The organism is Cryptobacterium curtum DSM 15641 (genome assembly GCF_000023845.1).
Lineage (GTDB): Bacteria > Actinomycetota > Coriobacteriia > Coriobacteriales > Eggerthellaceae > Cryptobacterium > Cryptobacterium curtum.
Window position 1 is genome coordinate 1546714 of the sequence record NC_013170.1, and the last position, 17805, is coordinate 1564518.

Sequence of the window (17805 nt, forward strand, 5' to 3'; positions counted from 1 at the left end):
AGATAGATACATGTTCCCAGTTCAACGCGTACCAATTGCTTCTCGATAAGCTCTTCTTGATAACCGCTTAGAAGCCATCCGCTACAATAGAAATAGCACTTGAGGGGGGTCGTGTGAAAAATATTGTCAGACAAGGATGGCAGAAATTCTGTCAGGCTGGCGTCTGGGCACCAATGGCTTGGGTGTTCTGCGCGGCTCACCATGGCAACCTCGAAACATATGGAACGCTTGCGGTTCCTATCCTCTATTCTTCGTGCGGCATCACGCTGCTTATCATTACCCTTGTCTGGGGCATGCGCCCACAGACTCCCAATTTGAAATGGCTTTCGTGGTTGATCGCTCTCGTTTGTGTACTAGCAACGTATCTTCTGTATACGCCCGCGCCTGCTCCCATTGTTCATATGGGGCAGGCTCTCGGCGGCATCTGTGTGGCGTGGATGTACACCTCATGGGCGCGATTGTATCGGTCGCTCCCTATTGGGGCCTGTATCAGATGTTTTGCCTGGGCTCTTATTATCAGCTCGCTTGCAAAGATCTTCGTCGATCTGATTCCGCCCGAAGCCGAATGTATCGCGGTTAGTTGTATCGCGCTTGCTTCACCGCTGCTTGCAAACAGGGCCAGCCACCAAGGATTTCCTGCTGAAGAAGTGGAAGCGGTTTACACTGCTTCAAACGTACATCGCCTATGGAAAATCGCTTGCGGCATTGCGCTTTTTGGTACACTCATCGGCATTATCAATGGGATTGATGCTGATCTTTCAGCGCCCCTTACTGCCGAAGCGAATATTTTCTTGCATCTCTGTGAAATAGCACTCGGTTGTGTTGTGTTGCTGCGTGCTGTTCCGTGGCATCGAGAATTTGATTTCTTCCAGATATGGCGACTTATTCTCGTATTCATGGCAACGGGGCTTGTAATCATGCCATTTCTCCAAGGCGATGCCCGCGCCGTTGCGCTTTCTCTTGTCGGTGTCGCTCAGACAATTGTCGTTATTTTGCTGTGGCTTGCGCTTATGGACATTGCTCACTACAGCAGCTTGCACCCCTATGCCGTCTTTGGCGCAGGCTGGGTTCTCTATGCGCTACCGCTTGCCGCTGGATACTTCTTCGCCCAGTTTATTCCCATGGACGCTCAAGGTTCTTCGGTCGCGCCGGTTCTTTCCTATGCCCTTATTTTGATGCTTATGTTTATCGTCGATTCGTACCCATCTGGCATTCGACGCATCTTTGCCGACCTTGGTCCCACTATTCCTGCCAACGACCGCTTTCCTGATCTTGAACGCAACTGCCAACAAGTCGGCAAGGCACACGGTCTTACGCCACGCGAAATAGAAGTGATGGAGCTTATCTGCAAGGGCCGTTCAAAAGCCTATATCGCCGAAACGCTCTTCGTTGCCGAAAACACCGTGCGTAGTCATTCAAAGCACCTTTACGCCAAACTGAATGTGCACAGCAAGCAGGAACTTATTGATCTGGTGCGACCTGAAGTACCCCATCGAAACAGTCGATAGGCAAGGCAACAGCCCTGATACGCTCACCGAAACGCCCGATAAACAAAGTGGCAGCCCCGATATAAAGGCGAGGAAAAGTAAGGATAACGTCGGCTCGTAAAGTGAGAGTAGCGCAGACTCGTAAAGCAACGTAATACGCCAGAGTAAAACACCCTCACTAGCACCCCAGCTACGAGCGCGAACGCGTGGAATGAATACCGCTTTCGGGCGACTGAGGGCTCTTCAGCACAAAGAGCATATGCTCCGGCCGAAGCAGTCGATAATTGCGCCCTTGTATTGCAAGCTCGCCTTCTTCTTCCAGTTCATTCAGCGCCCGCGCCAGCGTATTGCGGTTGACACATAAGTATTGTGCAAACGAAACTTTCGTAAAGGGGATAACGGGATTGAGTGTATTTTGATATTCAGCTTCTTGTTTAACCGCTGCCAAGATTTTCTTCTTGAGCGTCGGCTGACTGAGTACTTCAACTTTGCCGCGGAACAACGTAATTTTTTCCGCAAATTGAATGGCTAGATTTGCAAGAACACGTTGGGAAGTTGCCTGGTCAATCTTTAGATCAAACAGCTCTCGCACATCGATAATAAGCACCCGAGCCGCAGTACTCGCTGTGACACTAATGGGAGTTACCTGGTAAGACAGGCAGTTAAAAGGCTCACCGTACATTTCGCCAATGCCTATTTCTGCAATAATACGCTCAATGCCGTCGTATCCCGGCGCGGTATAGATAGCCACCCTCCCCTCAAGCACCAGACCCGCTGCAGAAATCGATTCACCCGAGCGCATAAGGAATTCACCGCGCGAATACTGCTTGATGTAACAATTCGTCTCACGACATACTTTCCTAATCTCATCATCGGAAAGATACGAGAACAAGGGGGTCTGTGAAAGCAGCTCGAGATCTCTTTCTTGGACTATTTCCATGATGGCCTCCTCTCCTAAAAGTGCCAGCGCACCTGCCTTACGCAAAAGACGTAAGGCAGGTGCCATTTGGTCTTAATCCCTTAACATTACGTTGGTCTAAGGGAAAATATGTCCCGCACCTCTTACTTTTGGCTCACGAGTGGATATCTCAATGCCATGAAGGCGAGCACGGTCAACGTGAGTCCTATCGGAAGCAACGCAACAAGATACTCTGCCCCTGTCGGCACATAGGCATACACCGAAGAAAACGCCATGCCCGTTTGGGCAAACCGACCCGTTGACACTGGATAAAGCCAGTCTACCGTACCAGAAAGTGTCTGCACACTCAGCGATATATGAGAAACCGACAGTTCAGGAAACAGCAGCATAAAACGATGAGCAAGTGTGCCTATCAGCATCAGCACCGAAGCTGTTATCAGCATACCCGCTGACGATGAAGTGCTCTTGCGATAGAACATCACCAGGGCGACAAAGGGAAATACCAGTTCAATAGCATATAGAATGCCATAGGTACCAAACAATCGTCCCAGTAGTTCCAGCGTGTCAAAGCTACTCGTCCAGGCGAGCAAAATAAGTTCCATCGCGACAAAGAAGAAGTGTACGACAGCACCCGTCGCTGCAATTCTTGCAATTAGACGGTACGCCCCCAGGTTCTCCTTGAAGCTATCCTTCCCGGCAAGACCCATAGCCAAAAGCAGAACTAAGGATCCGCCCGAAGCAACAGCCATGGCAATAAAGTCCGGCGGCAGCATAGCGGTATGCCAGTACTCATGCCCATTCTGCGTAGCAAAAATAAGCGCCGTTACCGTGTGAATAAGCACTGCAAACGGCAAACCGATTAAGGCAACTCGCCGCGATCCCTTCTGAGAAATCCGTAGCACCTTTTCTTCACTTGCCTTGCGCACCCATCCGTTAAAGAACCACAGACCGCGTTCTTTGCAATCGGGAAGTAGCTGAAAATACACCGATAGGAAGGTCAGCACGATATAGCACGAAATCACAATAACGTCCCACACCAACGGCGAGGAAAAGTTAGGGTGAATGAATATATTGAGAATGTTCTGTACGCTTCCCAAATCAACAATAACCATCGTGCCGGCCCCCAGTGCGCACGCAAAAGCGGAGAGCGATGCGATCTTGCCAAAGGGCTTGAGCAACTTGATATTAAATAGATAAATGCATGATGAAATAATCATGCCACCTGCAGCAACCCCCACTAGGAACACGAAGCAACCGATATATAAACCCCAGTTAAATAGGTTTGACATGTTAGTTATGACCAAGCCGTTTAAAAGCTGGAATATCCAGGCGGCCAGACCGAGCGCCATGACAGCAGTCGATGCGGCAAAAAGCATCTTCCGGGACATTACAGCTCCTTTCTCTCGTAGGGGTCAAACAACGCCGGCTTGTCCTTTGACGAGCCCTGTACATAGAGCACTTTCGGGTTATTGCCCAGATGAGCTTCCAGCTGATCTGCATCACGTTCGACCAGATAGGTACTAATAGGCGACTCAGGATTGTCTAAATCACCAAAGATACGCGCGTTAGCAGGGCAGCCTGTCACACACATGGGATCAAGCCCCTGCGCGCGATACTGCGCGCAGAAGGTACATTTTTCTGCCGTACCGCGCGGACGATCGCGTGTATATACCAACCGCCCCTCTTCTCGATAGTCATATGGATAACCGTAAACATACCCGTCGGCTCCAAGCGTCTTGCTTGGGAGTGAATCCCCCCAGTTGAACTGACGCACTCCATACGGGCAGGCGCTCATGCAGTAGCGACAACCAACGCAGCGTTCGTAATCGACAAGCACGACCCCGTCTTCATCGACATATGACGCCCCAGTTGGGCATACTTTCACGCAAGATGGGTTCTCGCACATCTGGCAAGAGACCGGCAGAAACGTCATCGTAAAAGAGTTGTCGCCCATAGAAGCGATTGCAACCTGATGAGTGTCCGACCCTTTAGTAAATACGCGATTCCACCAAATGCCTTCCGGCTGCGAATGATGGTTTTTGCAGATCGTCGTGCATGTGCGACACCCGATGCATCGATTGAGATCGATTACCATTCCGAGTCTCATTACTCCACCGCCTTTTTAATATCGCAGAGGCATTCGTTCCATGCCATGTTTGGCGACCACGTAGCGCCAATGAAATACCGTTCGTGAATAGGGTTGATGAACGGGTAGATCAGCGTGTTGTATGAGCTGTCCTTTGTATATCGAGCCCACCATCCCATTTCGAACACGCACATCTTTGGCCAAAGCCCCGGCTCGTAAACAAGCTTGCCTGATACGTGCCCGCGATCGTTGTACACCTCAACCGTATCGCCTTCTGCAAGCCCCTTTTCGGCTGCATCGTCAGGGTTCATCCACACATGAGGCAAACCGTCTTGCAGCTCAAGCATGACTGGATTACTTGAATAGTTCGAGTGAATACGGTAGAGGCTATTGCGCGTTAGATAGATAAAAGGGAAGCGCTCACGCGAGGTCGGATCCAGTGCGTACTCGGTATCCTCAAACAGTGGTTTCCATACGGGAAGCTGCTCACCTTGAGCAATAAAGAGGTCGTCATCTTTGTAAAACTCGATACGGCCACTTTTAACAAAGTGATCTGTCGCACCAACTTTGTTCGGCAGCGACACTGGCGGGAACGGCTTGTGTTCAGCAATTTGCTCGTAGAACGGAATACGCATGTCACCTGGATTAGAATGACGCAACTTAACGGGCCCTTTACGCAATGCTTCAACCGTAATGCCTGCAGTCGCCTCGCCGCCTGTTTCAAGCACTTTCGCGAGAATCTCTTCGATGCGTGCCTCGGATTCCTCAACGGGGAATGCCGGAAAATCAACTTCCCATTCTGGATTGATCCGTCGTGCAAGCTCGGAGAATATCCAAATCTCAGGACGCGCCTCGCCCGGCGCTTGAGCAGCAGGTTGCTGTAGCTGCATATAAGGGTGAATAGGCGTCGTTGTAACGTCAGTTTTTTCGTACCACGCGCACCCGGGCAGAACCACATCAGCATATTCAACGGTTGTGGTGTGCAGAAAATCGCACGACATCATGAACTCGATCTCGCCGCTCATGACTCGTTTGCGCAAGATGTCACAAAGCGCATGCTGATCAAAGGGGTTGGCCCAACCAGTCAAAAGAGCATGGAACCCATTGGCCGGATATGGTGCTGACATTGTTTCAGTGGGACCCAAAAGGAAGTAATGATAGGGTGTGGCGCGAGCATTGTTAACCGATGGCACCCACCAAGCAGCTGGCTTGAAGCGCGTCTTGTACTGGCCGATATAGTCGGAAATTCCGCCGCCGACTGTCCCGATATTGCCAGTTAGCGCCGCAAGCAACGAAAGTGCCCGGCCTTTAAGATCACCATGGTTCCATTGGTGCGCCGACCCGCCCAAAATAATGTGAAGCGGCTTAATGGTGCCTGCCATACGAGCGAGACGCACAATAGTTTCAGCAGAAACCTGGCTAATCTCGGAAGCACGCTCGGGCGTGTAGGATTCCAGCATATCTTTAAGCATCTGAAATCCTGGCTTTGCAACAACCGTGGAACCGTCTTTCATGCTTACTTCGATGGTTCCTTCAAGCAGAACATCATCTGGCAAATTGAGCTCTGTCGGGTTAACAACAAGAGCAACACCGTCACGCCATGCCACATACGCTTCACGCGCCTCGGGTGTGTCAGCTGGCTTTTCTAGCCCTGCCACCTCAGAAGCAAGCAGCCTTTTGCCTGTTTCAACATCGATAAGGATGGGAAGATCGGTGTAGGAGCAGGCGAAAGCGCGATCCCAAAGATCCTCGTCGATAATAACCTTTGCCATAGCAAGAGCGATAGCGGTATCACTGCCTGGAGCAAGGCGCACCCATTCATCGGCCTTTGATGCCGTTACCGTAAAGTTCGGATCGAAACAGATTACCTTGCCACCCGCTTCCTGACTGCGTGCAAGCAGATGCGAATCGGGCAAGCGCGTAACCATAATGTTCGACCCAAAATTCAACGTTAGACGCGAATGTGGCCAATGATAAGTTTCCAATTCTTCGCACTGACATCCAAATGTCTCAGGGAAAAACATCGGCAAGTCGCCATTCATTTCAAAACCCGGCAGGTTTGTCCATCCTGCACGGTTAACAAGGCGCATGAACGTCCCTTTGTTGATGTAGTTGAGCGGCGGCACCTGATAATCGATGGCGATAGACTCGGCCCCATATTTCTCAGTTAGTTCGTTAATACGCCGCGCGGCAAAATCAAGCGCTTCGTCCCAGCTGCATTCACGCAACTGTCCGCCATCACGGTAAGGAACTTCACGAATCATCGGATGTAACAGGCGATCGTCGCCGTACATAGTGGCATTGAATGTGCTGCCCTTCAGGCAGCCGCGTGGATTGTATTCTTCGTCTTCGTAATCAGACGCTTGTATCAAGGTTCTCACCTGGCCATCTTTGACCGCGGCGACCCATCCACAGGCACCCGTACAGTTTGGAGAGCACGTTGAGCGTGTATGCTGCAGGCCCTCTTCCCTCATCTCTTCAGCCTGACGATCCTCCGTGCTCGTACAGGCCGATGCAAGTCCCCCAACAGAAGCTGCTGCAGCGGCTGTGGCAACATTTTTCACGAATCTTCGTCGTGTCTGCAGCAAACCATTGGGTTTTGCTAGAGCTTTCTCTTCCATAAGCTCGTCCTCCATAGGCAATATGGCATCCTTATGGATGCGTTTGTCGAAATGCAGCGCCCTCGTCAGTGCGCCTGGAGCCTCCTGGCTAAAAAGAGTAGCGGTTATGCAATTTATTCAGTGCCTTCTATGTAGCAGAATTAAAATTTGCGATTAGGGTATATATGTAAGATTGGAAACTAATTATTCGTCGAGCTAATTATTCGCCGACGATGGCTTGTATTGCCTTACTGAAAGAAACCGTACATGGACGATTTATATCTCCGCAATGCTGCAAAGCCGACGGGGGAAATGGGCACCGAGGTGCTCACCCGTATGAACGAACATCATAAAGAGCTCGCTGACTGGGCGTTCTCGCATGTCTCTATCGCGCACGATGCCACTGCGCTCGATATAGGTTGTGGCGGAGGCGCCAATCTTGAACGTTTGCTCAACCTCTGTCCGCAAGGCACCATACTCGGTATCGATTACTCGCCTACTAGCGTACAGATGAGTATCGAACACAACCAAGCTGCTGTAGATGCTGGTCGGCTTTCTGTACAGGAGGCGAGTGTCGACAATTTACCCTTCGCCGATAGCTCAATCGACTTTGTTAATGCCTGCGAAACAGTGTATTTCTGGCCTCATGTCGTTCATGGACTTGCAGAAATCCATCGCATATTAAAGCCGAACGGTACTCTGCTTATTATCTGCGAGATGGCCGATCCGCATGACCCACGCTTTGCTGGCGTGAACTACCTGACGGTATACGAACCCGAAGAGCTGCACAGTCTTGTACGGCAAGCTGGTTTTACCGGCGCTGAACTCTTTAAGCAGGATGAACAGTTCTGCATTGTCGCTTCTCGATAAAATTTGTTAGCCAACTGCGTCGTCTTCTTTCCGCTTACACCAGCTACAATAACGTACAGAGCAAAAGGAGCGTGCGATGTCCCAGCAAAATAATGACAGCCAGAAAAATCCCTACGCGCTTAAGCGAACCATCAGCGGCCTTGTCTGCCTTGCGTCCCTTGTTGTCTATCTGATTGTGCCCGGTGAAGCATTCAGCTGGCAGAAAATTGTCACGTTGCTGGTATTTTTCGCACTCATTATGGTGGTGACGTTCTTTCAGCAAGAATATCGCTCGTGGCAAGTTCAACACCGCAATCCCGACTCATATGACGAAGCGGGTCGTTACCATAAAGACCGTGATATATAGGCATGGAAATCAAACAAGACCAGGATAATTATCAGTAGAAGAGCAAGTACGCCCCTATAATGAAAATGTTTTATCCTTCGCGTATCGGTTCCAAACCCTGAAAGGCAGAAATCCATGGTCTCTCGCGTGTATGTTGAGAAAAAGCCCGGCTTCAACGTTGAAGCTCAGCAATTGACCAGTGAATTGCGCGACATCTTAGGCATTGCCCATCTTTCTTACGTACGGATTCTCAACCGCTATGACGTTGAAGGAATTTCTTCAGAACTTTTTGAGCAGTGCATCCCTACAGTATTCAGCGAGCCACCCGTTGATCTGGCATATCGTGACCTTCCCGTACAGGTTAATGATATGACCTTCGCTGTCGAAGCGCTTCCCGGCCAGTTCGATCAACGCGCTGATTCCGCAAGTGAATGTATCCAGCTTATCAGCCAAGGGAAACGTCCCACCGTACGCGCAGCAAAGGTGTATCTTTTAGCGGGCTCGCTTACTCAAGATGACATCGATGCAATCAAACACTACGTTATTAACCCAGTTGAGACGCGCGAAGCCTGTCTTGACGAGGTTGAAACACTCGACACGCCCCAACCGGAGCCAAAACCCGTTGAGATCATTGACGGATTTAATTCGTTTGCGGAAGAACAACTTCAGGCATTTATTGCTGAGCGCGGGCTTGCGATGGATCTGGCCGATATTCTGTTCTGCCAGGAATACTTCCGGTCTGAAGGCCGCTGCCCCACCATTACCGAAATCAAAATGATCGACACCTACTGGTCCGATCATTGCCGTCATACAACCTTCCATACCGAACTCACTAATGTGCAGATCGACGATGAAGCAGTGCGTCGCGCCTTTGAGCGGTATCTCGACATGCGTCACGAACTCAAGCGCGACGATAAACCAGTGTCCCTTATGGATATGGGCACGATTGCCAGTCGGTATCTTAAGGCAAAAGGTATCTTGAAAAACCTTGACGAGTCTGAAGAAATTAACGCCTGTACTGTCAAGGTAAACGTTGATGTCAACGGCATCGATGAAGACTGGCTCTTCCTGTTTAAAAACGAAACACACAACCACCCCACCGAAATCGAACCCTTCGGTGGAGCAGCTACCTGTATTGGTGGATGCATCCGCGACCCTCTTTCGGGCCGCAGCTACGTTTATCAGGCTATGCGTGTCACGGGAGCTGGCGATCCCCTCGCCCCGCTTTCCGACACGCTGCCTGGTAAGTTACCCCAGCGTAAGCTGGTGACTACTGCTGCCGCAGGGTATTCCAGCTATGGCAACCAAATCGGTCTTGCAACCGGACAGGTTGACGAACTGTATCATCCGGGATACGTGGCTAAACGCATGGAAATTGGTGCTGTTGTGGCGGCAACCCCTGCCAACCATGTACGCCGCGAAACACCACTACCGGGCGATGTTGTGGTACTGCTCGGCGGTCGCACGGGCCGCGATGGCATTGGTGGTGCTACCGGATCTTCAAAGGCTCACGATAAAGAAAGTATCGAAAAGGACGGGGCAGAAGTTCAAAAGGGCAACGCCCCCGTCGAACGCAAACTGCAGCGCCTGTTCCGCCGAGGTGATGCCTGTCGTCTGATCAAACGGTGTAATGACTTTGGTGCAGGGGGTGTGTCAGTTGCTATTGGTGAGCTAGCAGATAGCCTCTTCATCGATTTGAACAAAATTCCTAAAAAGTACGACGGCCTCGACGGCACCGAACTGGCTATTTCTGAAAGTCAGGAACGCATGGCCTGCGCCGTCGCAGCTGAAGATGTCGAAGAATTTCTTGGCTATGCCCACGAAGAAAACCTTGAAGCAACCCCCGTTGCGCGGGTAACTGACACCGGACGCGTGCAAATTGTTTGGCAAGGGACTGATGTTGTTAACATCAGTCGTGAATTCCTAGCAAGCAATGGCGTACCAAAGCAACAGGATGTGCATTTAACCTGCGGGAAGGTGTGGCACCCACAATGGCAGGGCGCATCAGTTGCCCAACGTATGCAAAACCTTGTGACCGATTTGAATGTAGCGGGCAAGCGTGGATTGTCTGACCGATTTGACAGCACCATCGGCGCGGGCACCGTACTTATGCCCTATGGCGGTTCGCAGCAGCTAACACCCACCATGGCGATGGTTGCCAAGCTGCCAGTTTTAGGCAAAACAACTACCATCAGTGGAATGTCCTGGGGATTCAACCCCTATGCTATGGAAGCCGATCCGTTTACTGGAGCGTATCTTTCCGTTGTTGAAAGCGTAGCCAAATTTGTGGCTGCCGGATTTGAGCACCAGAATGCCTACCTCACATTCCAAGAGTACTTCGAAAAGCTCCGCGACAATCCTGAGCGCTGGGGAAAACCGGCGCGCGCATTACTTGGTGCTCTGATGGCACAGGTGGATCTTGGTGTGGCTGCAATCGGCGGAAAAGATAGTATGTCAGGCAGCTTTGAAGACATTGATGTGCCACCCACACTTGTATCGTTCTGCACGGGCGTTGGCACCCTCAGCCGAGCAACAAGCCCCGAGTTCAAAGCGGCGGGTCACCGCGTTATTGAAATTGCCCCCGCTTACGATGAAGCAGGGCTTATCCCTGATGCCGAAGATCTCTTGAAGGCATTTACCCTGATAGAAAAACTTATCGGTGAAAAGAAGGCCATGGCCGTCTCTACTGCTGGGTATGGCTGTGCCGCCGAAGCGTTATTTAAGATGTGCGTTGGCAACCGTATTGGGCTTGCCTTAAACGACAACGCATGCGCTGAGGACTTATTCACACCAGTATATGGCACCTTCTATGTGGAGCTTTCTGAAGACGCCCCTCTTCCTGCTGACGAAGGCACACTTTCTGTTACTGAAATCGGCATGACCACCCCTCAGTACGTTTTGACTGTGGGTGGAGAAACACTCGATTTAGCGCACCTGCAGGAAGCCTGGGAGAGCAAACTTGAAGGGGTGTTCCCCTATCGCAGGGTATCATCCAGTGTGTCAGCGGCAACGCAAACCTCCGCTGCTGCTGAAGCGCCTATTGAAACAATCAGTTGTGATAGCAAGCTCCCCCTTACCTATCCTGGGGTGCTGGCGCATCCGCGAGTGATTATTCCGGTGTTCCCTGGCAACAACTGCGAATTCGACTCAGCGGCTGCTTTCGAGCGTGCTGGCGCACAAGCGGAAACCTTTGTTATTAACAATTTAACTCCGCAGGCGGTAGCCGAAAGCACGCGCGCATTAGCGGACAAAATCCGACGCAGTCAGATTGTCATGATTCCTGGCGGTTTTTCCGGTGGCGACGAACCTGATGGATCAGCCAAATTCATTACAGCATTCTTCCGATCTCCCGAAGTAACCGAAGCCGTACGCGATCTTCTCCAAAATCGCGACGGTCTTATGCTGGGAATTTGCAATGGGTTCCAGGCGCTCGTGAAGTTGGGGCTCGTTCCCTTTGGTGATATACGCGCGATAGATAAAGACTGCCCTACCCTCACGTTTAACACTATCGGTCGCCATCAGAGCGGCATCGTGCATACCCGCGTTGCGAGCACGCTCAGCCCTTGGCTATCTCGCTGCCAAGTAGGCGACATTCATGCCGTGGCGGTTAGCCATGGTGAAGGCCGCTTTGTTGCACCCGAACATCTGTTAAAGGACATGAAAGCTGCTGGGCAGATAGCCACTCAATACACCAATGCAGCAGGCGTGCCATCTATGGATTTAGGCGTTAACCCAAATGGTTCACTCTGGGCAATTGAGGGCATCACCAGCCCTGATGGACGGGTATTTGGCAAGATGGCGCATAGTGAACGTTCGGGCGCAGGTCTGTATCAAAACATTCCTGGCGCCGAAGGTATCCAACCTATTATTGAAAGTGGCGTCGGCTACTTCACAGATTAATAAAGTACGCCGCAACTGTTCAAAAGCGAGGTGTTACACGTCGTACCTATCCGTTCCTTAAACAAATACGCCGCAGCATCACGGGGATGTGCGGCGTACGGTTGTGGGCGTATAGCTTGTTTAGGAGGTTGCTACCTTAGGGCTAATCCTGCTCTTCGCGACGGCGAGCAGTCACAGCAATCGCTCCACCGACAGCAGAGAGAATAGCTAAACCAGCAGCTCCAGCAAACAGAGTTCCTTCATCAGCGGTTTTGGGAAGGATGGAAGCTGGTCCTTTGCCATTGGGGTCTGGATCAGGATCTGGGCTCGGTGCTGGTGTTGGATCGGGCTCGGGAGCAGGATTTGGGCCCGGCTCTGGAGGAGTGGGGGTATGGGTGTTGGTGATGGTAAAGCCACTGGTGGCATCCCCCGTTACCTCTTTGGTGTATCCAGTGGGAACAGTGGGCTCATCGACCGTGTAGACAATGTTGGTGCCATTGTCCTTCTGGTCAAGGCCAGTCCACGTATATGACCAATTATTGGCAGCATTGAGAGTAACAGGTGTTCCCTTTGCTACTCCATTGGCATAGAGCACTACTTCCACAGAGGAAGGACGCACGCCATCGCGGTCATTATCATCACTCCATGCTTTAGTAACTGTCAGCGATGTTTGAGCTGGTGTATGAGTGTTTGTGACATCATAATCAGTAATGGTTGTTGAATAATCAGCAACAGCATTCTCAGTGATCGTGTAGGCAATCTGGTGACCATCGGTTGCAGAATACTTAGCAAGACCAGCAAAGCTATAGCTCCATGCACCTGATGCATCCGGGGTGACTGCCTTTGAGTCTACTTGGGTGCCATCGGCCAGAAGGTTGATGGTGATAGAAGACGGACGCGCTCCATCACGATTGCCATCATCATTCCAGGTCTTTGTTCCTGAGATGTCAATCTTTTCTTTATTGGTGTTAGTGATAGTGTATCCCGCTGTAGCACTGCCGCTTATAGCTGTTGTGTACTTGGTTGCATCCACACCAGTAACTGATGATTCATCAACGGTGTAGGTAATAGCAGTACCATTTTTGTACTTAGGCAGGTTAGTAAACGTATCGCTCCAGCTATTAGCTGAGGAAAGCGTGACAGACTTGCCACTATCTACCCCATCAGCCAAAAGCTTGACAGTAACTGATGAGCCTTCTGGCCCAACCCACTTCTTGGTTACTGGGATATTGATGGTTTCAGGGGTATGGGTGTTGGTGATGGTAAAGCCTGCGACCGCAGAACCAGTAACAGCAGCGATATACCCTGACGGAGTTGGATCCTCAGCCACGGTATAAACGATATCGTTACCAGCTGCATTCTTCTTATCGAGGCTCGCGAAAGTATCTTTCCACGAATTGCTTCCATCAAGCGTTACTGTCTTACCGGTATCGACACCATCAGCATATAAATGAACCGTCACCGAAGTCGGACGCATTCCGTCTTGATTGTCGGCATCGCTCCACGTCTTTTCAACGGAGACATTAACAGTAGGCGGAATGGCTTTATCGACAAACGTGCGCGTGACGTCTTGAGTGGCTGTTGAGAAATCAGTATCGGCAATCGTCTGATCAGCTGCAGCAAGATATCCAGAAGGCGGAGTAGTTTCCTTAATGATATAACCATCACGCAAAAGACCGCCCAGGCTTGCTTCGCCAGACGCATTTGTTGTTACTTGGCCAACAACCGCGCCAGAACGAGCACGAACAATATCAAAAACTGCTCCGGCAAGTGGATTTCCTGATTCGTCAGTCTTTTTGATATTAATCTTGTACTTGTAACCTTCACCAGTGCCACCAGAGGTTGGTAGAAGGTAATAGGCCTTACTTTCTTTAGTTACGCCGTTATCAGTGAGACTTGCTTTATTTTCGAACTTTTCACCGGGAAGAGGTGTGTAGTTAATCTTGGTTTGGAAACGTACCAATAGCCCTTTAGTGGCAGGGATATTTCCCAGATTCAGCTTAAAGTTTGTTCCGTTATAAGTAATTTTTGAAGCATACTGACTTGTAACATTGGTCTGCCCAACAAGTTTATAGCTCGTGCCTTGAAGCTGCCAGGTTCCTTCGAATACTTCAAGTGTACCAGGAATAAACGACACGCCTGGAGTTAAAAGGCTGTCATCAAGTACTGCATTCGTATACGCCTTGCCATCTTGATTAATCTTTACCTGCCAAACGCCCTTAGTGGTATCGAAAGCGTTAGCCCAGCCAGATTTAATAATAGGCACAGCTGTTTCAGTATGTACCGTGTAGTTGACATTGCCAGCCGGAACTGTTTCACCGCTTATCACCGGATTAACTGGTAAGACGCCAGAATGAGTGTGTACATCATTATCGATCTGAACATTAACCGAGAAGTCTCCAGAGATATCCGATTTACCCTCAGCGTAGTCCGTATATGTAATAATAAACTTGGTGTTGGTCGGGTCAGTCTTACCGCGCGCAATAATATTGCCTGATCCGTCTTGAATGACAAAGTCAGTTGGCGGAGCGCTTTTGAACCCGGCTGGAAGCTCTATCGTAGTTGTGTCGCCCGCATGCACGCCAAGATTTGGAAGTGCATAATGGAAATTAAGCTTGAATGCTTGCCACGCCCCCACATTAACCGGTGTCGTGCCAGTAGCGGTAGTAACTTTGGCACTCGTAACAACATTAGGAAGCTCAACGCCACTTGATCCAGAAGCAGCACGCTTAGACACCTTGTGAGAAGTATTAAGATCTACCGGCTCGATCATCCTTGTCAAGTCAACGGTGCCCGTAGATGATGTCTGTTTGCTTCCGTTAGCTGTATCAGATTGACTCGCTTGCCACTCATCTTGTGCCATGGGAGCCTCAGCATTTACAACTGCACGGCTGTTTTCACTGTTCTCTATAGAAGTGGCAGGACTTTCCTGCGTTGCACTCGCAGAGCTTGTGCTTCCTTCGTTATCAAGGGCAACCGCCTCCAAGGCTCCCGCAGGCATACAGATACTGAATGCCAGTACAGCACTTATGAGGCAACATAACTTTCTTTTCACGCGTGATCCCGCCTTCGCGCGTTCTCTGTATGGCTTCCAGGAAAGGCGCCCCCCCCCCCAGAAGTCGATGCCTGGCGCATCGTATGACAGACTAGTTTATCGTCTTTATGGGTAACATTAATTTATACAGAAATAGTCTACATAAAATGGACTGATGAAATGGATGAATGAAAAACTCTTACAACCCTTCACTTTCCACTCCACACAGGCACTCATCAACGGACAATCAGCGACGTCGATTCGCCGTACTTGGCTCTTTGTACTTACCACTTATGCAAAAGCGTGAATCCTGATATGGCTGCACTTTTACAATGCCCTACCCTTTTACACGTAGAGCACGCATGGCATTCAAAATGGCAAGACATGCCACACCTACATCGCCGAACACCGCAAGCCACATGGAGGCAAGTCCAATAAACGGCAACGCAAGGATCATGATAATTACCTTCACACCAATAGCGAATATGATGTTCTGCCAGACAATGCCCACCGTCTTGCGTGCAATATAAATACTGCTTGCAATATGTGACGGCTTGTCATCCATAAGCACCACGTCAGCCGCTTCAATTGCGGCATCGCTACCCATACCGCCCATGGCAATTCCCACATCAGCACGCATAAGAACCGGTGCGTCGTTGATACCGTCCCCAACAAAAGCGAGTTTCGCGCCCTCACGTTTGACACTCAAAAGCAATTCGAGTGCAGTTACTTTATCCTGAGGAAGCAGTTGCGCCCGATATTCATCAATACCAAGGTCGCTTGCCACCGCAGCTGCTACTTCTTCGCGATCGCCTGTTAGCATGACAGTCTTTTTCACACCGGCCGCCCGCAAACGTTCTATCGCCTGAGCCGCATCAGGTTTCATTACATCAGCAATAACGATATGCCCGATATACGCACCATCAACAGCAACATGCAGGATAGTGCCAACCAGTTTGCAATCGTGCGGCATCACATGAGCTTCGCGCATGAGCTTGTCATTTCCCACCAGCACCATACGATTGTCTACCTGAGCTGATATACCACGCCCACTTCTTTCTTCCACCTGCTGGATACGATCAGCATCAATAATGCCGCTGTATCTCTCGCGTACTGAAATAGCAATAGGATGATCGGAGTATGCTTCAGCGTGGGCTGCCAGAGAAAGAAGATCATCGGCGTTAATACCTTCTTGTCCATGCACAGCCACTACACTAAAGGTGCCATTAGTAAGCGTCCCCGTTTTATCGAACACAACGGTATCCACCTGAGCCAATGTCTCCAGATAGCTTGATCCTTTGATAAGAATACCCAAACGACTTGCCGCGCCAATACCGCCAAAAAACGAAAGTGGGACGGAAATAACCAAAGCGCAGGGGCAACTCACTACCAGAAATACCAGGGCGCTCTGCACGCTATCGCTTATATCAGCACCAAATAGTAGCGGCGAAAAGATAGCAATCGCCACAGCAAGACCTACGACAATTGGTGTGTAGTAGCGAGCAAAACGCGTAATGAAATTCTCTGTACGTGCCTTTTTTTCGCTTGCGTTTTCTACCAATTCAAGAATGCGCTGAACTGTTGACTCACCAAAAGGTTTGCTCACCTTTACTGTAAGCACCCCTGAAAGATTGATACAACCGCTGACAACATCTGACCCTATCTTCACGGTGCGAGGAATTGATTCACCGGTAAGAGCGCTGGTATCTATGCGCGACGACCCTTCGACTACCGTGCCGTCGAGCGGCAAACGTTCGCCAGGTTTTACAACGATTTCTTGACCAACAGTTACCTCGTAAGGATCAACTTGCACCAATTCGCCGTTGCGCATGACATTTGCAAAGTCGGGAGCAATATCCATCATTTCGGCGATGGACTTGCGTGTTTTACCTACCGCATAACTTTCGAATAGCTCTCCCACCTGATAGAACAGCATGACTGCTGCACCTTCAGCCATATGAGGCTCGGCCTTGGGGAAAACCACCAGAGCAAACGCGCCAATAGTCGCAATAGCCATCAGCAGATTTTCGTCAAACGGCTGACGCCGTACCAAACCATGCCCAGCGCGAGCTAAAACATCATATCCCGCAATAAGATACGGCACCAAAAAAGCAGCAAACTCAAGCCATAATCCACCCGACACCTCAAATAGAGGGGTTAGATTATCGAGCAGCTCGAGCATTATAAAAATGCCGAGCGCCAAAACGATGCGATTACGAGTGCGCCGCTGCGATTTCGAAAGGGTTGATGTCATATACCTAATTCCTGTGAAAGTGGCTATTGAACATATTGAACAAATATTACGTAACTGCTGCTAAAGCGATTACACAACCACCGTACAATCAGGTTCAATGTCCTCAAAAATGCGCAGCGATTGGGTTAGCGCGTCGTCAAAGCTTTCCTCAGATGCGTCTAACGTGAAGCGCAACATCATGAAGTTCACCTTCGCATCGTTTACTCCGTCGAGCTTGCGCACCTTATCTTCAATTTTGGCTGCGCAGTTGGCACAAATCTCGCCTTGTAATTTATAATTCCTCCGCATGATGTTCCTTCCCTTTCTTGCAAGCCTGTCTAATCTCTCATGTTCGAAAGCGTTATTCGAATT

General features: G+C 50.1%; 11 protein-coding genes. 4 read left to right on the top strand and 7 right to left on the bottom strand.

Features of this window, described 5'->3' with window-relative positions; translation table 11 throughout:
• The first annotated feature begins 113 nt into the window (after window positions 1-113).
• Complete coding sequence (locus tag CCUR_RS06785) at window positions 114-1508, top strand: helix-turn-helix transcriptional regulator (RefSeq protein ID WP_015778903.1); 1395 nt, start codon at window positions 114-116, stop codon at window positions 1506-1508.
• A 169-nt stretch (window positions 1509-1677) separates the two neighbouring features.
• Here the strand turns inward: CCUR_RS06785 and CCUR_RS06790 are convergent, their stop codons facing one another.
• From CCUR_RS06790 to CCUR_RS06805, 4 genes are read right to left on the bottom strand one after another with little or no spacing between them, the layout of a single operon-like run.
• On the bottom strand, window positions 1678-2493 hold the full coding sequence (locus CCUR_RS06790) for a Crp/Fnr family transcriptional regulator (protein ID WP_245526096.1): 816 nt from the start codon (window positions 2491-2493) through the stop codon (window positions 1678-1680).
• A 56-nt stretch (window positions 2494-2549) separates the two neighbouring features.
• Window positions 2550-3794 (bottom strand): NrfD/PsrC family molybdoenzyme membrane anchor subunit, encoded by a 1245-nt coding sequence (gene nrfD, locus CCUR_RS06795; RefSeq protein WP_015778905.1) that lies wholly within the window; start codon window positions 3792-3794, stop codon window positions 2550-2552.
• Window positions 3794-4513 (bottom strand): 4Fe-4S dicluster domain-containing protein, encoded by a 720-nt coding sequence (locus tag CCUR_RS06800; protein WP_041225308.1) that lies wholly within the window; start codon window positions 4511-4513, stop codon window positions 3794-3796. Before CCUR_RS06800 ends, nrfD begins: the two co-directional genes overlap by 1 nt.
• Window positions 4513-7128, bottom strand: a complete 2616-nt coding sequence (locus tag CCUR_RS06805) for a molybdopterin-dependent oxidoreductase (RefSeq protein WP_015778907.1) — start codon at window positions 7126-7128, stop codon at window positions 4513-4515. The genes CCUR_RS06800 and CCUR_RS06805 overlap by 1 nt, the downstream gene beginning before the upstream one ends.
• Before the next feature lie 231 nt (window positions 7129-7359).
• On the opposite strand from CCUR_RS06805, the gene CCUR_RS06810 reads away from it, so the two are divergent.
• The 3 genes from CCUR_RS06810 (at window position 7360) to CCUR_RS06820 (ending at window position 12187) form a co-directional block, all read left to right on the top strand.
• The gene (locus CCUR_RS06810; protein ID WP_015778908.1) at window positions 7360-7962 is read left to right on the top strand and encodes a class I SAM-dependent methyltransferase; all 603 of its coding nucleotides are present in this window, start codon (window positions 7360-7362) and stop codon (window positions 7960-7962) included.
• Between the two features lie 76 nt (window positions 7963-8038).
• Window positions 8039-8308: a hypothetical protein gene (locus CCUR_RS06815; protein WP_015778909.1), complete on the top strand. Its 270-nt coding sequence runs from the start codon at window positions 8039-8041 to the stop codon at window positions 8306-8308.
• A gap of 114 nt (window positions 8309-8422) precedes the next feature.
• Window positions 8423-12187 carry a phosphoribosylformylglycinamidine synthase gene (locus CCUR_RS06820; protein WP_015778910.1) on the top strand — a complete coding sequence of 1255 codons (3765 nt, stop codon included), beginning with the start codon at window positions 8423-8425 and terminating at the stop codon, window positions 12185-12187.
• 142 nt (window positions 12188-12329) lie between these two features.
• Here CCUR_RS06820 and CCUR_RS06825 read toward each other — a convergent pair whose 3' ends face one another.
• The 3 genes from CCUR_RS06825 to CCUR_RS06835 form a co-directional block, all read right to left on the bottom strand.
• Window positions 12330-15221, bottom strand: a complete 2892-nt coding sequence (locus tag CCUR_RS06825; RefSeq protein ID WP_015778911.1) for a Cna B-type domain-containing protein — start codon at window positions 15219-15221, stop codon at window positions 12330-12332.
• A 316-nt stretch (window positions 15222-15537) separates the two neighbouring features.
• Window positions 15538-17454: a heavy metal translocating P-type ATPase gene (locus tag CCUR_RS06830; RefSeq protein WP_015778912.1), complete on the bottom strand. Its 1917-nt coding sequence runs from the start codon at window positions 17452-17454 to the stop codon at window positions 15538-15540.
• Window positions 17455-17523: 69 nt separating this feature from the next.
• Complete coding sequence (locus CCUR_RS06835; RefSeq protein WP_015778913.1) at window positions 17524-17742, bottom strand: cation transporter; 219 nt, start codon at window positions 17740-17742, stop codon at window positions 17524-17526.
• Window positions 17743-17805: the final 63 nt, after the last annotated feature.